This is a genomic window from Cohnella algarum, from assembly GCF_016937515.1.
In the GTDB taxonomy this organism is placed as follows: Bacteria; Bacillota; Bacilli; order Paenibacillales; family Paenibacillaceae; genus Cohnella; species Cohnella algarum.
Window position 1 is genome coordinate 5,744,330 of the sequence record NZ_JAFHKM010000002.1, and the last position, 17,976, is coordinate 5,762,305.

Here is a 17,976-nt window from a genome sequence, read left to right on the forward strand (position 1 = left end):
TAAGTTGTCCTGCTGGTGATGGTCAATCTGTCCCCTGATGTTTAAGGAAAAGGGAGAATCACGATAATTCTCCCTGGATGACACGCTTGACCATATGATCGTCAATGATCCGATGTTTGTTCTGTGAGCCGTAGATGAGTGCATGTGTACATACTTTGTTGATCAGCCTTGCGGCGCCGCTCGAGAATCGGTAGATGTCGTCGATCGCGCTGTCGGTAAAGATGTCATGCTCCGCGCCAGCGAACGTCATGTGACGCCTAATGTAATCGCCGGTCTGGGCACGATCATAGTGCGGCAGCTTGCACTGCAGGTCGATCCGCTGGCGGATCGCCGCATACGCTTGCATATTCAGGCGATCCCACAGCTCGCTTTGACCGACCAGGATGAGCGCCATAGGGCTCTGTGCATCCATCTTGAAATTGAGCAGGAAACGCACTTCCTCCAGCATTTCGCGATCCAGCAGATGGGCCTCGTCGACGACGACAACCGGCTGCAATCGATGAATACCGCGCATAAGCTCAATCTCGCGGTGCAGCTGGCGCTTGGCATCGCCGCGGTAGAACTTCGATTCGCAGCCGAGTTGTTCGAGCAACCCCTTGTAAAAATGCCGCGGCGTCAGCTTAGAGTCCGATAGGTAGAGCACCTTGTACTTTGCCGGATCCAGCACTTCGGTGAACCGCCGAATCGTCGTCGTCTTCCCCGTGCCGCAATCGCCGGTAACAACCGCAAACCACTGCCGCTGGGCAGCGTACTCCAGACGCCCGAGCGTTTCCTCGAGCGTGACCGATTCGTACAACTCGCTGGTCGAGATGTCCCGGGAGAATGGTGAGCGGGTAAGGCCGTAGAAGGACTCAAACATGACCGTCCTCCTTGGTCATCCGGCGATAAGCCACGGCCGGCGCCTGCTCCGCTTTGCGACTCCTGCTGCGATCCTCCGCTGCCGCGAGCAGCCTTGACGCATCTGCCGGCAGCGGACCGATATGCTCCGGAAGCTGCGGCCGCTTGCCTGCGCGTTCGCCGATGATGAGTTCCCGCACGCGCCAAGGTATATGGCCTTCGTACTCGATCGTAAGCTCGGTGATGTCCGCAGGGTCGAACACCACATCCACCGTGCAGCCGATGAACGGCAGGCCGACCTCGTACTTCCGGTCCATGAAGCTGATGCAGCCGGATTTGTCGACCTTGCGTGTCTCGCAGTGCAGGAATGCATTCGCGAGCTCGTCCGGATCCACGAACCGAAGCGCTTGCTTGTCGCTACGGTACGCCGTTTCCGGACTACGCTTGTTCTCCAGCGCCGAATGCGGCTTGTTCTGATAGCACTCCGACAGCCATACGGCAAACAGTTCGTTGAGCCGCTCGAGCGTTTTCGGTTTCTCAAGCGCGGACTCGCTCAGGAACGCATCCACCACGCGATTAAACCGTTCGACCTTGCCGGTCGCCTCCGGCGAGTAGGGCCTCGCGAATAGCAGCCGGATCCCGAGCTTGGAGCATGCCCTCGTCATCCATTTGGTCCGGTACTGCTTGCCGTTGTCGAAATAGACCGCCTCGGGAGCGCCGAACTTCTGAATGGCTTGGCGGAAGCAGTGCTCCACGATGGTCTTGTCCATGACCGGGTAGAATTCGCCATGAAGCACAAACCGCGTCGCGTCGTCGATAAACGTCACCAGAAATACCTGCTTCATGGTACCTCCGGGGCCGATGGGCAAGTACGGGCCATACTTGATATCCGAGTGCCACAAGCGATTACGATGGCGCTTTTGGAACCGCCGTGCGGCGACGCCCGATTCGGCGTACATGCGCATATGGCGCGTGCTGTAACCGCGCTCTGCTAATCTTTCCTGCAGCGTGCTGCGCTTGATCTGCCCGGGTTTTATACGGCCTTCCCATTCCAGGATCTGAATGAGCTGGGCAACGCTTCGGCCGGGCACCTCCCGGCGCAGCAAAATGGCCTGCTCCACAATTTCTGGTGGAATGATCTCCTCTGACGGCTGGCGTCCCTTGCCTCGTGGCTTCAGGCCGCCGAAGCCGTCTTGGCGATACTTGGCCAGATACCGGCGCAGCGTCCGCTCGGAGAGTCCAGTTTGCTCACATATCTGTCGCTTGATCTGGCTGGCTTTGGCGGTGTCCAGCCCTTCCGCCAGCAGCGGCGACAGGAGCTGCATGCGTTCCGACGCGACGGCCTCTGCTTTCTTCTGATCTTTCATCTGTTCTGCACCTCGCTTGGTAGACTTCCAGATGAGTCTACCGCAGCATCTTGCCGGACAAGAATGCAGAACGGGTATGTAACCACAAATTTGAATTTGCGACCGGGCGGACAATTCGCGCCAGCCAGCCGGGGGCGTCCCCGACGTAGTGTCCGAAAGGGTGATGTGCAGTCTGCGTAGAGACGGACGGCTTCTTCGCAGGGTCCTGATGAAAGCGAATGGCGATAGATCTTAGAGCTCCGAGCAGGTATGTGGTCTGTTCGCGAAACCAGTTCTTCCAGCGAAGCAAAGTCGCGTCATCTGCCGCTACCGTAGATGGAGCCGCATGTTCCGATACGACTTGTTCCACGCATGCCGATTCGTACCGTTTGTACGGCACCACACAATCCGGGAGCTCATGGTGGATCTTCCGGCATTGTGTACAACGCAGCCGGCGAATGACGAGCAAGCGGCGATCTCCGTCCTCGCTGGTGAGCTTCCGCTTCCGACTGCCAATGACACTAAGCGCTTCTCCACAGCAGGGAGAGGGAACCAATTCTGCACATCGAACAAAAAACGCCGGGTGACTTCTCATCCAGCTCATACTTTGATACAATGACCATGTTGTTTGGGGGATGCATCCCGTGAGCCTGTTCCCGCAGGCCCACATACATGGGAGGCATCCTTTTCCTTTTCTGTGATACGGTCATTATATTCAGCAACTCTCGGACAGGCAATCCCGCCAGCAATTGGACGTTATCTTTCGGCGGCAACAATCAACTTATCGGATTTCATCGAAATTCCCCTTTCTTTTAGATACACGTTATTTTACAATCAAAAATAGATAATAAATAATACATGTTAATTTATGTTTCGATAACTTCGGGTATATGGATCAGGAGGGACAGCTTTGGAACTGCTGCAGTTACACTATTTTCGAACCGTTGCCGCATTGGAACATATGACCAAAGCAGCTGAACAGCTCCATGTTGCGCAGCCGGCACTTAGCAAAACAATCTCAAGGCTGGAGGAAGATCTTGGCGTTCCGTTGTTCGATCGCGCCAATCGGCAGATTCGGCTGAATCCTTTCGGCAAAGCCTACCTCGCGAAAGTCGAAGCAGCTTTATCTTTGTTGGAAGAGGGAAAAAAAGAAGTGAAGGATATGGCGGGGTTGGAGCGAGGGACAATCAGAATCGCCACGAATGCGCTAAACCGTCTCACGCCTGCGATTTCGGCTTTCCGCGAACGTTATCCGGACATCCGCTTCCGCATCAATCAGATTGCGCCTGCCGAGTCTTACCGCATTGAGATGCTCTTGGAGCAAGGCGACGCGGACCTCGGGTTCGGACCGTTATCGTCCCATAAACCGACCATTCGCGAATGCCCCGTACTGCATACAGAGGTCTATCTTGCCGTGCCCCATGGCCACCGGTTTGAGCGTCTGAGCGACATTGCCTTGGTGCAGGCCGCCGACGAGCCGTTCATCGAATATAAGCCCGGGCATCCGTTTCGTGAGGTTAATGACGCAATCAGCCGTCGAGCGGGAATTCAGCGGACAATCGTCTGTGAAGTAGAGGAGCCTGCCGCACTCGGCAGCCTCGTGCAAGCGGGCCTGGGGGTCGCATTCGTTCCGGGATGCAGAGGCGACGAAGTAACGCAGTACACTTTGCTGCCTATTCAAGGGACGGATAACAGGCGCGCCTTCTCCGTATTGTGGAATGAAGCTCGCTATTTACCTAAAGCCGTGCGTGAATTTCAACGGTTCCTTATCGAGTTCTTTTCTGATCAATAATGGAGAAAGTAAATGAATAGGCCAACCAGAAATTTCTGGTTGACCTAATAATAAAGCCCAGGGTTCAACCCCTGGGCTCATTCACCGGTTCGCTTATCAACTGCACTTGCTGTACCCGCAGTTCGAGCACGTCTTGCACCCCTCGACGTACAGCAGCGAGGCCGAGCCGCAGGACGGGCACAGGTCGGTAGACGTGTAAGCGACCGGCAGCGACCGGCCGGCGTAGCTTGCGACCGGCCCGCTTTCCGCCGCGGCCGCAAGCGGAGGCTCGCTCATGGCCGAGCCTTCGTGCCCCTCCTGCGCCGAGCCGGAGTGCAGCTCCAGCGCCTGGGCGACGGCGTCGGCGATCGATTCGACTCGGTTCGGGCCGAAGCCGACGGCTCCGGTCCCGCCGATGCCCTTCAGGTGCTTGATGAGCAGCTGCACCTTGTTGCCGTGGTCGCCGTACCGCAGGAACAGCGAGCAGACCCGGCCAAGCGCCTCGGCCATTGCGAATACGTCGGAGCCGGCTTTGCCGACGTTGAGGAAAATTTCGCCCGGCGTGCCGTCGATGTCGTTCACCGTAATGTAGGCCATGCCGAACGGCGTGTTGAACTTGTAGGTCGCGCCGCGCAGCACCTTCGGCCGGCTCTTGTACTGCTTGTCGAACACCTTCGCCTGCTGCGGAGTGACGGAGGCGTTCAGCGTCCGATCGATTTCGCCGATCGCGGCCTCATCCGACTCAGCCGTCGCGGAAGCTTCCGCGACCGTGCCGCCCGCCGCGCCATGCGCGGTTTCGCTCGCCGAACCGGCAGCAGCGGCAATCGCTCCGCCGCCCTCCGGCGCCTCGGATTTCGGCGCGTCCTTTTCCCCGTCCTTCGTCGTGCTCAGCACCTGCACGTCCCGGCTGCCGTCGCGGTAGATGGTCACGCCCTTGCAGCCGAGCTCGAACGCCAGCTCATACAGCTTGGCGGTTTCTTCCACCGTGAAGTCGGCCGGACAGTTCGCCGTTTTCGAAATCGAGCTGTCGACCCAGCGCTGGATGGCCGCCTGCACGCGGATATGATCCTCGGCCGACAAATCCATCGCGGTCGCGAACCACGGCGGCAGGTCCTCGCCCGGATGCTCGTCCTTCCATTCCTGCGCGATCGGCACGTACTGCTTGTCGAAGCCGAGCCGGCTTTGCCGGAAATATTCGAACGCGAAATACGGCTCGATGCCGGTGGACGTGCCGACCATCGTCCCCGTGGAACCCGTCGGCGCCTGGGTGATGACGGTCACGTTCCGCATGCCTTTCGCCCGCACCGCTTCGGCGACTTCCGGGAACGTGCCGGCCATATTTTTCATGAAGCCGCTTTGCAGGTACTTTTCGGCGTCGAACTCGGGGAACGAGCCCTTCTCCGCCGCGATTTCCGCCGAAGCCAAATACGCTTCCCGCGCGATAAAGCCGTACAGCTTGTCGAGAAAGCCAAGGCTTTCCGGACTGCCGTAACGGATGCGCAGGCGGATCATCAGTTCCGCGAGCCCCATCGTCCCCAGGCCGACGCGGCGCTCCTTCTTCTGGTTCGCTTCATTTTCCGGGAAATGATACGGCGTTTTGTCGATGACGTTGTCCAGGAAGCGGGTCGAGTAGCGAACGACCTCCGCCAGCTCGTCCCAGGCGACGTCGTGCTTGTCGGCGTCGTAAAATTTGGACAGGTTGATCGCCGACAGGTTGCAGACGCCCCACGCGGGAAGGCCCTGTTCCCCGCAGTTGTGCGCGACGAAGCCGTTGGCTAAAAGCGAATGCGTAGCCGGCTCCGTGATATCGTACACGGTCACGGTTTCCCCCGGCGTTACGCTTTCCACCCGCGACACGAACTTTTCCGATTTGCGCGATTTGCGGGCGATCGACTCCAGCGCCTCTTGTTTGCGCCCGAGCATGCGGAACCCGATTTGTTCATGAAACTCGGCAATATTGTTGCCGCTCAGAATCAATTCGTAAAACGTTCCGCTCTCGTAAATCCGATGCTCGCCGGCCTTCGTCGTATATTCGAACCGAGCCTGGGACCGCTTCGTCCGCTCGTAAATCAAGCCGTGAATGCCATAGTTGAGCAGCAGCAGCTGGACGCCTTGGAGCAGCTTTTTCGAAGCGGAAGCGAGGCGTACGGTGCGGTGCATCTCATCTCGCGTATACACCGTTCCGTCCGCGCTGAACAGCGCTTGGAGAAAAGCGGTGACGGTCGGCTTGGCCGCCGTGAACAACGCTTCGGGAACTTCTTTGCCGGCCGCTTTCTCTTGCTTCACCCCGAGCGACAGCAGGCGGTCCCGCAATTCTTTTCGCCACCAGTACACTTGCTTTGTTCCATTGTCCCGCTCGTACACTTTGGCCTTGACGCCCGCAATCGCTTCGCCAGCCTCCACAAGCCGGCGGACGGCTTCCTCGTCTTCCCCTCCGAACACCATGCCGACGTCGCCTCGCTTCGAAATCCAGCCGTCGCCGGTCAGCCAGCCGAGAAAGTGCCCCCACTCCTCGCCAAGGTCGTCGCTTTCGGCGAACATGCCTTCCCCGGATTGAATGTAGACGTAATCGTCGGGTGTCAACTCCCGCGCTTCCTTCCAACCGTTATCCGTGTAAATGCGGTGATCCGGGGTCACTTTCAGCTCCATGCCGTTTCGAAGCGCGACGTTTACCGTCTCCTTCTCGCCGGTCGGAAATACGACGGCCGAACGCATCCGGACGCCCGGAATTTCGTACGACCGCCCGTTGACGACTTTAACCTGCTCCATGAGCCGGACGTCCGTTCCGACCCGGAAGGCTTCGCCGCCCATTTTCCGGTACAGATCTTCGATGCGCATAAGGCCGAATTCCGTCGTGATTCTCGTGTCCGGATGGAAACACGGATTCGTCGCGATGATCGGATTAAAATACCAGCTGTTCGACATCTCGTTGTAATATTCCATGAACACGACGCCCGGCTCGGCCGACTTCCAGGCGGATTCGATGATTTTGTTCCAGACGTCGCGCGCGCGGACGGTCCGGTACGGAACGACCGGCTTGCCGAGCTTTTTCCACTTGTTCAGGTCGCCGTCCCACAGCTTGTCGTACTCGGGATCGGTCGTATCCGGAAAAACGAGCTCCCACTCGAGATCTTCCTTGACCGCCCGCATGAAGGCGTTGCTGACGCAAACGGACAGATTCGCGTTCGTCACCATGCCCGGCGTCTGCTTGACCGTAATAAACTCCTCGACGTCCGGATGCCAGTCGTTGATCATCAGCATGAGCGCGCCCCGCCGGCTTCCGCCCTGCTCGATCAGCCCCGTCGCGTAGCTGAACAAGCCGCCCCACGACACCGAACCGCTGGACGAGCCGTTCACGCCCTGCACGACCGCGCGGCGCGGACGCAGCGAGGACAGGTTAATGCCGACGCCGCCGCCCCGGGCCATGATTTCGGTCATTTCGGTCAGCGTGTGCATGATGCCGCCGCGGCTGTCGTGCGGGGACGGGATGACGTAGCAGTTGAAAAGCGTCAGCTCCTCGCTCGCGCCCGCTCCGGCCGCGATCCGGCCGCCGGGAACGAGCTTCCAGTCGTCCAGCAGCCAGCGGAATTTCCCGTTCCATTCCTTCCGTTTTTCCTCGGTCGCCTCGACCGAAGCCATCGCGCCGGCCAGACGGTCCCACATTTCCTCCGGGGTTTTCTCCACGGTCAGCGTCAGCTTGTCGACGTCGGATTCGACGAGTTCCCCGCTGCGCGTGCGAACCGTCGCTTTCCGGCCGTTGCGGCTTACGACTTCGCCGACTTCCTTCGCGGGAAATTTCGGATCGTCCTTGGTGAGAACGAGCACGACATCGCCCGGCTTCGTTTCGTCGGTATTGGCGTTTTTCCAGGCGTAACGGTCCAAAAAAATTTTTTCGCTGAGTCCCGTAAGGCGCTGCGCGTTCACCGTCGTTTTCATCCGTTGCATCCTCTCCCCGGCGTCCTTCCCAGCTTGCTTCGGGATCCGCTTCCCTGCGGCAGCGGTTTCCCGGGACGCTCCATATTCAATATATTGTGCGTGAAAAACATTGTACCATACCATATCTTGTATTTCTATCGACCGATCGGAGCATTCGTCCGTCCTGTTCCCGGAAGAAAACAAGCAGGGTCCCGAATGCTCCTATTTTCTCCCTTTTCCTTCCGAAGCGGGTTTGAAACGGTTCCGTTTGCTCATACTAAAATCAAAAGAGAAGAAGAGAAAGCCGCATCGCGCGAGAAGAGGAGGACAGCACCTTGCCTATCCAACCTGCCGAAGGGCCCGCCGGATCTCCGGCCCTTTCCGACGTTCCGATCCCCCAGCCGATCGCGGAAAACCGCGGGGTTGCCGTTTCGGTTTCGGTCCCCGTCTCCGGTTCCGCTGCCGATCACGCCGGCTTCCCGGACAAAACGGCGCCGGCCCAGCCGCCGCGCAAACTGCACCCGCTTGTCGAACTTCACGTCGACCGTAGCTCGTTCGAGGAATTGGAGCGCCGGATCGAACGCAACGGCCCTTGGGACGACTGGTCGCTGTACCGGATGGCATGGGAGGCCGAGGAAGCGCGCCGCGTGTCCGATTTCCGCGAGCTGCAGTGCATGCGGCTGCTGCCCGGCTTCACCCCGCTCCCCCACCAGACCGAAACGGCGCGCCGCGTCCTGCACGAGATGAGAGGCAGGGCGATATTGGCGGACGAGGTCGGACTCGGCAAAACGATTGAAGCAGGGCTCGTGCTCAAGGAATATCTCGTTCGCGGTCTCGTTCGCCGCGTCCTGATCCTCGTTCCCGCCTCCCTCGTGCTTCAGTGGGTACGGGAGCTGAACGGCAAATTCGGCATTCCGGCGATCGCTCACAAGAAGCTTTATCATTGGAACAACGACATCGTCGTCGCTTCAATGGATACGGCCAAGCGCGACCCGCACCGCGCCTATTTGCGCGACAGCGAATACGACATGCTGATCATCGACGAGGCGCACAAGCTGAAAAACAAAAACACGGGCAACTATCAGTTCGTCAGCGAGCTCCGCAAAAAATATTGCCTGCTGCTGACTGCCACCCCCGTTCAGAACGATTTGTCGGAGCTGTACAACCTGATTACGCTGCTCAAGCCCGGCCAGCTCGGCGGCGAGGGCGAATTCGCCGCCAACTTCGTCGAAGGCCGCCGCCAGGCCAAAAACGAGGACAAGCTGCAAGCCGCGCTTGGCCAGGTCATGATCCGCAACCGCCGCAGCGACGGCGGCGTTGAATTTACGAAGCGCTCGGTCGCGAACGTCCCCCTTCGCCTGTCGGCGGACGAGCAGGCGCTGTACGACGGGGTGACGCAGTACGTCCGCGAGTACGCCAGGTCCGAACGCGGGGATCTGGCCAGCATGCTCTCGCTCGTCACGCTGCAGCGCGAGGTTTGCTCGAGCCGCGACGCCGTCTTTTTGACGCTGATCAATCTGTCCAAAAAAACGCCGCCCGACTCCCCGCTGCACAACCGGATCTGGGAGCTGGTCGAGCTTATCCGCAACATCAAGTCGAATACGAAAGCTGAAGCGACGATGCAGCTCGTCGAAAGCATCGGGGAAAAGGTGATCGTCTTCACCGAATACCGGGCGACGCAGGATTATCTCATCCGCTACTTCCAGGAGCGCGGACTGTCCGCCGTGCCTTACCGCGGAGGCATGAACCGGGGCAAAAAAGACTGGATGATGGACCTGTTCCGCCGCAGGGCGCAGGTGCTGGTCGCCACCGAAGCGGGAGGCGAAGGAATCAACCTGCAGTTTTGCCACCATATCGTCAACTTCGATTTGCCGTGGAATCCGATGCGGGTGGAGCAGCGGATCGGTCGGGTTCACCGGCTCGGCCAGACCGAGGACGTCAAAATTTTCAACCTGTGCACCGTCGGAACGATCGAAGAGCATATCGTGCACCTGCTCCACGAGAAAATCAACATGTTCCAGATGGTCATCGGCGAGCTCGACGAAATCGTGGAACGGATGGAACGCGAGGAATCGCTGGAGCGCAGATTGGCCAAAATGGTGCTCGAATCCGCCGACGAGCGGGACCTTCGCCTGCGGATCGACGGGCTGGGCGATTCGCTGCTCGCGCAGCGCAAATCCTAGAAACGGGAGCCATCGACACATGAACGCAAAGCAAGTGCAGCGCTTTGTAATGTCTTACCTGGAAGCAACGGGCAGCGACATTCTGGAAAAAAGCCCGGCGCACGTCGTCGTCCGGCTTTCGCCCGAAGCGGACCGGGCGCTGACGAACCGGCCGTACTACTGGAGCTTCGTCGACCGCACCGGCGCCGCGCCGGAAACGATGACGTATCGCTGGAGCTTCGGCCACCCCGCCGAAAAGGAAGCCGGCTCCTCGCCCGCGGACCCGCCCGGAAGCCAGCCCCCGGCGGGCGCCGCCATGCCGGCAATGCCGGCTTCCGGCCCGCGCGCGATCCCGGAGGACGTCTACTTCGGCTCGCGGCGGCTCGATCAATTTTTCGAATCCGTGCAAAAGGCCGGCCGCTGCGTCACGATGTTTGAGGAGCCTTCGAAGCGCGCCGCCGTCGGCCCGCTCGGATCGGTCCCTTATACCGCTTGGCTCGGGGCGAATTTCAAGGTCGGCTTCGAATGCGACATGAAGCGCGAGGAGCTGTTCGGCTGGGGCATCTCGCTTGCGACGGGCGTCATCGACGAAACGTTTCTCGATCGGCTTAGCGAAAAGCGCATGACCCCGCGGCTGCCGGCCAACGTGCATTTGCTGCCCAACGGGCTTTCGCTGCGCAAAGCGATGTCCCAATTGGAGCACGCGCTGGAACGCAAGCTGAAAACGTACGATTTCGCCTGGGCGGTCGAAGCCGAGGAACGGAGGGTCGACGAGCTCGACAGGCTCGAATCGTATTACCGGCCGATGATCGAACGCGCGGAGGGCGAGCAGAAGGAAGCGCTCCAGGCTAGACTCAGGCAGCGGGCCGAAGAAATCGACTGGCAGTATCGCCCGCGCGTAAGTATGTCCGTCATCAATTGCGGCATTTTTCATCTTCCCGGAATCGGGTAAAAGGGAAAAACGAGCAGCAATCGACATAACCGTCCCCATTCGGCGAAAAAACGCGGACACCGTTCAACAGCATCGGCGGGGCTTGTCCGCTAACATGGAAAGTAGGGCTTCGGGGCGCAGCCAGCCCCGCAGGCTTGGGGACATGACGTGGCCAGCATGACTCTGAACCCGGTTGATTCGGGCTTTCCCCTGCGATTTGGATAGCGGTCGCATTCATAAGGCGGTTCCGATCTGCGCGGTTCGATTGGCGCTTCGGTTGACGGTTCGATCGGTGGTTCCGATTGACTTTTCGGCGGCAGTTCGGTTAGCGGTTCGATTGGCGGTTCGATTGGCGGTTCGATTGGCGGTTCGATTGGCGATTCGATTGACTTTTCGGTCGGCGGTTCGCCTGCCAATTTCCTGCGCGGTTATCGGATGGTGACGGCGCAGGTCAAAACCTGCAAACCCGCATCCTTTTTAAGCATAACGACCGACTAAGCGCAAAATTCCTGCGAAAGTGCAGGCTTTACCGGAGCCTATGCCCATTTTCTGCGTGATCGGCCAGAAAAACCTGCATTTTGGCATCAAAATGCTCCATACGCCCACGATTTGCAGGAAAAGGCTGACAATTGCAGGATTGTTGCGGACGTCGACGGATTCGATTTTTCTAACCAATACGCCGTTTCGCCTTATGAACAAACCTGTTCGTGTTCTCGGCGTCCGGCTCGATTGGGTCTCGTCCAACGAAAAAGCTGTGCTTGACCTTGCCAACAAACTTATTCGTACTCACATCATCGGCTAGATTGATTTCTCCAATGAATACGCTGTGCTTCACCTTACCAGCAAACCTGTTCGTACACTCATCATCGGCTAGATTGGATTTCATCCAACGAAAAAAGCCGCTTTTTCAAACTCGCCGGGCCTGGTTGGATTTTGTCCAACGAAAAACCTGACATAAGCGACTTTTTCGAAAAATCGGTCCGCTTGGTTGGATGATTTCCAGCGTAGGATCGAATTTTGTCCGATTTCCCTTTCCTGATTGGATATTTTCCAACGTAGCCCCTCATTATCGACGTAGGCAGGTGACGTGCAAATGAAAATCAGCAAAATGACGCGCGCCGCAACCGGATGGACGGCCGCCATCGCCCTGCTGTTGGCGGCGAATCTCCCCGCGACGACGGCTTCCGCGGCGGAACTGCCCGCTATAGCGGCTTCCGCGGGGGATCTCCTCGTGACGGCTGAGCCCGCGGCAGCTTTCCCCGCGGCGGCGGCACCCGCGGCTTCTCCCGCGGCGGCGATCCGCACCTCCGCCGCGCTTAGCGTCGCCCCGGCGAGCACTGACGGCGCGCCCGGCGCAGCCGCGGCCGCAAGCCTGGCCGCGGCTTCCTTCCGCTCGCCGCCGGACGTGCGCGCGCTTTCGCTCCGGCCGGCGGCCGAAGGAACGGCAGCGAAGCTTCGGGCCGCGGCGGCGGAATGGATGAACCGGCTGGCGCGGGAGCCGGCGTTCGCGGAATGGAAAGACGCGACGGCGGAAATCGCGCCGCTCGGTCCGGGAACGCATGCATGGCTCGCCACCGTGAGCAATAACGGCAAGCCGGTCGGCTACATGGTCATCTACGCCGCCGAAGACGGATCGTACCGGCTCGGCGAATACGGCGCCGGGCCGCAGCCGTTGTTCGACGCGGCCGCGCTGAGGCGCTCGCTGGAGGAAAACGGGCTCATCACCGCCTCCCAAGCGCGCGCCGAATCATACCGCGCGGTCCGGCATTATTTTCATCCGTTCGCGGCGATGTGGGAAGCGCGCGTCGGAAGCGAGACCTACTGGCTCGACGCCAAGACCGGCGAACTGCTGCCGATCGGCGTCTCGGGCTGGGACGAGCTGCGGCGCAAGCTGACGGCCGACGCAGCCTCTTACGTGCCAGGCGCTTCTCCGGATCCGAAAGCGGCTTCCGGCCGTTTCGTCCTTAACGAAACGTTCGATCCTTACGAACGCCTTCCCTGGCTCATGAACGAAAGTCCGTTCGACGGAGCGGACGACGCCAAAGTGAAAACCCGCTTGGAGCAGAGCGGCCATTTGCGGTTCGTCGTTTCCCCTTTCGGCGAATCGATGCTGTATGCCCAGCCCGTCGTCGGTTATCACCAGTGGTCCCCGCAGCGGCTGGATCTGGCAATCGACATGAACGGGATCCGCTTTATCCCGGCAGATACGCTGAAGAAACTAGGACTGTTTTATCTATAATAAAAAACGCTGTCCGTTATATGAAGAGGGTGTAAGGTGAGCCATTTTTACTAAGCAGCTTACGGAAGGGTGTGCTTGGCGGGTTGAGATGAGTCGCCACGACTCAACCGGATCGACAGCAGGCGGGCGATGGCGGCGAGATGAGTCATTTTTACTCAACTGCTTACGGATGCGTGCGCTTGGCAGGTTGAGATGAGTCGCCACGACTCAACCGGATCGGCAGCGGGCGCGCGATGGCGGCGAGATGAGTCATTTTTACTCAAATACGTACGGATGCGTGCGCTTGGCGGGTTGAGATGAGTCGCCACGACTCAACCGTACCGGCAGCGGGCGCGCGATGGCGGCGACATGAGTCATTTTTACTCAACTGCTTACGGAAGCGTGCGCTTGGCCAGTTGAGATGAGTCGCCACGACTCAACCGATCGCGGAGGGGCCGAGCCGTCGGCGAGCGGTGCGCCTGTGCCGCGTAAGCTTGCGTTGAGCGCTTTCACGCCGTGAAGAATTAAACTTCCTTAACTGCAAACAAGTTAAACAAGCCGCGGCGCTCCCGATTCACGAACCGGGAACGTGCGGCTTGTTTTTTTTCCGCTCCTGCCACCATAACTGAACGCCTACCGCGAGCAATCCGAACCAGCGGACGCCCCAAGGCTCGCGCGCCTGCTTCCGGCGCTGCTTTTGCTCTTTTTTGCTTTCCGCCGGAGTCGTCAAATATGCCGCAAACCGGTTGGTCAGCAGCTTCAGCCATTCCAATCCGTCGCCCATTCCATCCGCCTCCTTGTCGGCTCACTGCCTATAGGATGCCCCGCCGGAGACGTTTCCAAACGGCCAGAGTTTTACGCGAACCTGCATGAGAGCCACCTTCCCGAGCCAATCTAGAAAAAGCAAACCGCTAACGAAGGAAGGAAAAGCGATGAGGTCGTCCATGAACCGCGCGCTCCGAGCCGCCTTATCGGCGGCGTTTGCGCTCCTGCTTCTGTATTCGCCGGCCGCGGCTGCCGGCGCGAAAGACAGCGTGCCTTCGGCCGGGCTCACGACCGGCGCGAAAGACAGCGTGCCCGCCGCCGGGCCCATGGCCGGCGCAAAAGGCGGCCTGCCCCCGGCCGGGCCCGAGGGCGCAGGCGTCCCCGCGCGCGGGCTTTTGCCGCATTCGCTGCCCGCCGCGGACGTGCTGATCGATGCCGGACACGGCGGCATCGATTCCGGAACGCATTACAAAGAGGTAATGGAAAAGGATATCAACCTTGCCATCGCGCGCAAGCTTTACTTGATTTTGCGCAGCCACGGCGTGCGCGCCGTCCTGAACCGGACCGGCGATTATGCGCTGAGCGACGAAAACCGCTGGCACCGCGCTTCGCGCCACAGCCGGGATTTGTCCCAGCGCGGCAGCTTGACCGAGGAAATCGAGGCGCGAACGTTCGTCAGCATTCACGTCAATTGGTCGCCGAAAGGCAGCAAGCGCGGCCCTCTCGTCATTCACCAGAAAGAAGGCCGAAGCGCCCTGCTCGCTTCGTTCATCCAGCAGTCGCTGAACCGTCAGCAAAACACGAAAAGACTCCCGCAGGCGGGAGGCAAATATTACGTGCTGAACCGGATTCGGGTGCCGAGCGTCATCGTCGAAACGGGCTTCCTGAACCATGCGGGCGACCGGGCGATGCTAACGAGCTCGCACGGGCAAACCCGGGTGGCGGCGGCCATAGCCGAAGGCATTTTCGCTTATCGCTGCGTGACTACTTGAACCAGCCCTTCTCCTTGAACCGAGTGATAGCTTCGATCCGGTTGCTGACGCCCAGCTTGTCCAAAATGACCGAAATGTAGTTTCGCACGGTTCCGGTCGTAATGTACAGCTGGCTGGCGATTTCCTTCGTGTTTTTGCCGTCCGCGATCAGTCCGAGCACCCGCTTCTCCTGCTCGGTGAGCGGATTTTCTTCGCCGTACACCTCGTCCATCAGCTCCGGCGCGAAAATCCGCTGACCGGCCATCACCTGCCGGATCGAATTCGCCAGCTCCTCGCTCGGGCTGTCCTTCAGCAGATAAGCCGAGACGCCGGCTTTCAGCGCCCGGTTGAAGTATCCCGCGCGGGCGAAAGTGGTCAAGATCATCACCTTGCAGCCCGTGCCTTTCAGCTCCTCCGCCGCTTCCAGCCCGCTTTTGACCGGCATTTCGATGTCCATGATGCAGACGTCGGGCCGATGAAGCCGGGCCAGGGCGACGGCTTCCTCGCCGTTGGCGGCCCGGCCGACGACGCGCATATCCTCCTCGAGCTCGAGCAATGAAGCGAGAGCTCCCAGCAGCATCCGCTGATCTTCCGCAATGATCAAGGAAATCATGGCAAATCGTCCTCCTTCCCCGCGCCGGCCTGTCTCGTCAGGTTCGGCACTTTGATGATTAACGCGGCTCCGTTTCCCTGGCTCGATATAATCTCCAGGCTGCCGTTGACGAATTCGAGCCTTTCCGCCATTCCCCGCAAGCCATTGCCGCGGGCGCGGCCCTCTTTCCCGGTAAATCCGATCCCGTCATCCGTTACCCGGATCGTAAGCTCCGTCGGCGAAGGCTCGATATCGACGGAGCAGATGTCGGCGCGGCTGTGCTTGACGACGTTCGTGACCGCTTCCTTGAGACACATGGCCGCAACGTTTTCGTTCAGCATCGATATCGTATTCAAGTAAGGCTCGCCCGTCAGCCTGAATTCGATATGGGCCGCGGACAAAATCTGCTTCACCCGAAAGATTTCGTCGGACAGGCGCGAGCCGCGCATCTCCGTCACCAGCTCCCGGACTTCCTTAAGCGCGGTTCGGGCCGTCTGGCGGACATCCGCCAGCTCCGCCTGCGCGCGCCGCGGGTCCGCGTCGATCAGCTTGCCGGCGAGGTCGATTTTCAGCCCGATAAGCGACAGCTTCTGGCCGAGCGTATCGTGCAAATCCCGCGCGATCCGCTGCCGCTCCTCCTGCTTGACGAGCTCGGCGATCCGCTTGTTCGCGTCCTCCAGCTGCACTTGCAGCTGTCCGCGTTTATTCCGGTAATACGTGCTGAACGGCAGCAAAATGACGGCGACGAGACAGACGAACATAAACGGAAACTGGTTGAGAAACACCTGCTTCGATACGAAAATGCCGAAATTGACGCTGACGAACGTCGACAGCAGATGAATCGAGTACAGCGTAAAGAAACCGACCCTGTTTTGAATGTTGCCGATAAAAAAGGCGAGAAAAATCGAAAAATAAACGTAGCCGTACGCCATCGTCATCACGATCGAAATCACGATCTGGATGCTGGTCCAGAAATAGACCCACCATCCCTTGGTGACGAAGGACATCATGTAGCAGCCGAAAAAAAGAAAAATCATGACGATGCCGACAGCAATTTCGTACGGAGACGACGAGCGCAAAATGAAATAAAACGGCAGAATACAGAACACAACCCAAACATATGGGCTAAGTCCTGTATTCCTCGTGAAAATCTGGTACCATTTCTGCATGACGGCCCACCTTTGTGCCGGATGTCCGCTAGCCGGTCGCTCCTATTTTACCATATCCCGATTCCGCCGGGCCATCGAAGGCATCCGCCCCTTTGGCGCCGGGAGCTCTTTCTCCCGCTATGCGGCGGCGTCGGGCCGGGCCGGACGGTTTCGCCACGCCTTGAAGCTGACGAACGTTTCCGCTTCTTCGTCCCACAGGTGAAACCGGAGCGACTGCAGGCTCGTGCGCAGCGTAATCGTCGTAGCCTTGTGCAGCGGAGGCGTCGCGTTGTGCGCCTCTTCCAAATAATAATTGGGCACCCTCGGATTCAAATGATGCACGTGATGATAGCCGATATTGCCCGTAATCCATTGAAGCGGCTTCGGAAGCTTGTAGAAGGAACTGCCTTCGACGGCGGCTTTCACATAGCTCCATTCGTCGTCATGCTCGTAGTACGATTCCTCGAATTGGTGTTGAACGTAAAACAGCCAAATGCCGAGCGAGCCGGAGACGAAAAAAACCGGCGCCTGCACGAGCAGGAACGCTTCCCAGCCGAGCGCCCACATGAGCAGCGCGTAAAGCGAGACGAGCGCGATATTGGTGACGTACGTGCTGATGCGCTCCTTGCGCTTCGCTCCTTTGCGGTTGAAGCGGTATTGGATCAGAAACAGCGCGATCGGGCCGAGGCCGAACAGGACGACAGGATTCCGGTACAGCCGGTAGGCGAGGCGGCGAATCCGGGAAGCCGCGGCGTACTCGTTCACCGTCATGACCCAAATATCGCCGATGCCCCGCTTTTCCAGATTGCCGCTCGTCGCATGGTGGATCGCGTGGGTGTTTTTCCATTGTTCGTAAGGGCAGAGCGTAATGACGCCGGCGATCGTTCCGACGATATCGTTGGCACGCCGGCTTTTGAAAAACGATTGATGGCAGCAATCGTGAAAAATAATGAACAAACGGATGACGAATCCGGCAGCCGCAATCGCGAAAACGAGCGTCAGCCAGTAGGAGACGGACAGGCTCAGGTAGGCGGCCGTCCACAGCAGCAGCAGCGGCACCGTCGTATTGAATAGCTGACTCGCGCTTTTTCGCTTGTCGGTTTTCTCGAAAACGGCGACTTCTTTTCTCAAGCTTGCTTGCTTGGCTTTCATCATCGTACGATTCCTCCTCGTCAAAACGCGGGTCCCCGCGCGACGCGTCTATATTCTTATCGTAAGGAATCGGGCGTCGTCGTTGTAGTCATAAACGTCAGGAGACGGGGATGACAAATGTCATGGTTCGCCGGGCGCGCCCGGCAAAAAAAGGCGCCCGGAGGCGCC

14 protein-coding genes are annotated in these 17,976 nt (G+C 59.2%); 5 read left to right on the forward strand and 9 right to left on the reverse strand.

Annotated features, from left to right (window positions below; genetic code table 11):
- Positions 1-58: 58 nt before the first annotated feature.
- The 3 genes from JW799_RS26120 to JW799_RS29025 are packed head-to-tail and all read right to left on the reverse strand — an operon-like array spanning position 59 to position 2,853.
- Entirely contained in the window at positions 59-859 is an 801-nt protein-coding gene (locus JW799_RS26120; protein ID WP_080832321.1) for an ExeA family protein, read from the reverse strand.
- Positions 852-2,204 carry a DDE-type integrase/transposase/recombinase gene (locus JW799_RS26125; protein WP_080832320.1) on the reverse strand — a complete coding sequence of 451 codons (1,353 nt, stop codon included), beginning with the start codon at positions 2,202-2,204 and terminating at the stop codon, positions 852-854. The genes JW799_RS26120 and JW799_RS26125 overlap by 8 nt, the downstream gene beginning before the upstream one ends.
- Before the next feature lie 37 nt (positions 2,205-2,241).
- Positions 2,242-2,853 carry a DUF6431 domain-containing protein gene (locus JW799_RS29025; RefSeq protein WP_338026234.1) on the reverse strand — a complete coding sequence of 204 codons (612 nt, stop codon included), beginning with the start codon at positions 2,851-2,853 and terminating at the stop codon, positions 2,242-2,244.
- 240 nt (positions 2,854-3,093) lie between these two features.
- Between JW799_RS29025 and JW799_RS26130 the strand changes: the two genes are divergently transcribed.
- Positions 3,094-3,975 (forward strand): LysR family transcriptional regulator, encoded by an 882-nt coding sequence (locus JW799_RS26130; protein WP_080837926.1) that lies wholly within the window; start codon positions 3,094-3,096, stop codon positions 3,973-3,975.
- A gap of 96 nt (positions 3,976-4,071) precedes the next feature.
- Here the strand turns inward: JW799_RS26130 and JW799_RS26135 are convergent, their stop codons facing one another.
- Positions 4,072-7,890 (reverse strand): LAGLIDADG family homing endonuclease, encoded by a 3,819-nt coding sequence (locus JW799_RS26135; protein WP_205432434.1) that lies wholly within the window; start codon positions 7,888-7,890, stop codon positions 4,072-4,074.
- 314 nt (positions 7,891-8,204) lie between these two features.
- Between JW799_RS26135 and JW799_RS26140 the strand changes: the two genes are divergently transcribed.
- Both JW799_RS26140 and JW799_RS26145 read left to right on the forward strand, forming a co-directional pair.
- On the forward strand, positions 8,205-10,052 hold the full coding sequence (locus JW799_RS26140; protein ID WP_420830661.1) for a DEAD/DEAH box helicase: 1,848 nt from the start codon (positions 8,205-8,207) through the stop codon (positions 10,050-10,052).
- Positions 10,053-10,071: 19 nt separating this feature from the next.
- Positions 10,072-10,983 (forward strand): YqhG family protein, encoded by a 912-nt coding sequence (locus JW799_RS26145; protein ID WP_205432435.1) that lies wholly within the window; start codon positions 10,072-10,074, stop codon positions 10,981-10,983.
- 456 nt (positions 10,984-11,439) lie between these two features.
- On the opposite strand, the gene JW799_RS26150 is transcribed toward JW799_RS26145, so the two are convergent.
- Complete coding sequence (locus JW799_RS26150) at positions 11,440-11,637, reverse strand: hypothetical protein (RefSeq protein WP_139787263.1); 198 nt, start codon at positions 11,635-11,637, stop codon at positions 11,440-11,442.
- 418 nt (positions 11,638-12,055) lie between these two features.
- Here JW799_RS26150 and JW799_RS26155 point away from each other — a divergent pair, with 418 nt between their 5' ends.
- Entirely contained in the window at positions 12,056-13,201 is a 1,146-nt protein-coding gene (locus tag JW799_RS26155; protein WP_080837919.1) for a hypothetical protein, read from the forward strand.
- Positions 13,202-13,754: 553 nt separating this feature from the next.
- Here JW799_RS26155 and JW799_RS26160 read toward each other — a convergent pair.
- Positions 13,755-13,964 (reverse strand): YqzE family protein, encoded by a 210-nt coding sequence (locus tag JW799_RS26160; protein ID WP_080837916.1) that lies wholly within the window; start codon positions 13,962-13,964, stop codon positions 13,755-13,757.
- Positions 13,965-14,112: 148 nt separating this feature from the next.
- Between JW799_RS26160 and JW799_RS26165 the strand changes: the two genes are divergently transcribed.
- On the forward strand, positions 14,113-14,937 hold the full coding sequence (locus JW799_RS26165; RefSeq protein WP_240353410.1) for an N-acetylmuramoyl-L-alanine amidase family protein: 825 nt from the start codon (positions 14,113-14,115) through the stop codon (positions 14,935-14,937).
- Here the strand turns inward: JW799_RS26165 and JW799_RS26170 are convergent.
- From JW799_RS26170 to desA, 3 genes are all read right to left on the reverse strand, one after another.
- Complete coding sequence (locus JW799_RS26170; RefSeq protein ID WP_080837915.1) at positions 14,930-15,529, reverse strand: response regulator transcription factor; 600 nt, start codon at positions 15,527-15,529, stop codon at positions 14,930-14,932. The genes JW799_RS26165 and JW799_RS26170 overlap by 8 nt on opposite strands.
- Positions 15,526-16,677 (reverse strand): sensor histidine kinase, encoded by a 1,152-nt coding sequence (locus JW799_RS26175; protein WP_205432437.1) that lies wholly within the window; start codon positions 16,675-16,677, stop codon positions 15,526-15,528. Before JW799_RS26175 ends, JW799_RS26170 begins: the two co-directional genes overlap by 4 nt.
- A gap of 117 nt (positions 16,678-16,794) precedes the next feature.
- The gene (gene desA / locus JW799_RS26180; RefSeq protein WP_205432440.1) at positions 16,795-17,811 is read right to left on the reverse strand and encodes a Delta(5) desaturase DesA; all 1,017 of its coding nucleotides are present in this window, start codon (positions 17,809-17,811) and stop codon (positions 16,795-16,797) included.
- Between the last annotated feature and the right edge of the window lie 165 nt (positions 17,812-17,976).

What these genes read in the sequence shown, in the direction of transcription:
- JW799_RS26135 (WP_205432434.1), bottom strand. Translation starts at nt 7,890, where the DNA reads ATGAAAACGACGGTGAACGCGCAGCGCCTTACGGGACTCAGCGAAAAA.
- JW799_RS26160 (WP_080837916.1), bottom strand. Translation starts at nt 13,964, where the DNA reads ATGGGCGACGGATTGGAATGGCTGAAGCTGCTGACCAACCGGTTTGCG.
- desA (WP_205432440.1), bottom strand. Translation starts at nt 17,811, where the DNA reads ATGATGAAAGCCAAGCAAGCAAGCTTGAGAAAAGAAGTCGCCGTTTTC.
- JW799_RS26125 (WP_080832320.1), bottom strand. Translation starts at nt 2,204, where the DNA reads ATGAAAGATCAGAAGAAAGCAGAGGCCGTCGCGTCGGAACGCATGCAG.
- JW799_RS26145 (WP_205432435.1), top strand. Translation starts at nt 10,072, where the DNA reads ATGAACGCAAAGCAAGTGCAGCGCTTTGTAATGTCTTACCTGGAAGCA.
- JW799_RS26155 (WP_080837919.1), top strand. Translation starts at nt 12,056, where the DNA reads ATGAAAATCAGCAAAATGACGCGCGCCGCAACCGGATGGACGGCCGCC.
- JW799_RS26165 (WP_240353410.1), top strand. Translation starts at nt 14,113, where the DNA reads ATGAGGTCGTCCATGAACCGCGCGCTCCGAGCCGCCTTATCGGCGGCG.
- JW799_RS26120 (WP_080832321.1), bottom strand. Translation starts at nt 859, where the DNA reads ATGTTTGAGTCCTTCTACGGCCTTACCCGCTCACCATTCTCCCGGGAC.
- JW799_RS26170 (WP_080837915.1), bottom strand. Translation starts at nt 15,529, where the DNA reads ATGATTTCCTTGATCATTGCGGAAGATCAGCGGATGCTGCTGGGAGCT.
- JW799_RS29025 (WP_338026234.1), bottom strand. Translation starts at nt 2,853, where the DNA reads ATGTGGGCCTGCGGGAACAGGCTCACGGGATGCATCCCCCAAACAACA.
- JW799_RS26175 (WP_205432437.1), bottom strand. Translation starts at nt 16,677, where the DNA reads ATGCAGAAATGGTACCAGATTTTCACGAGGAATACAGGACTTAGCCCA.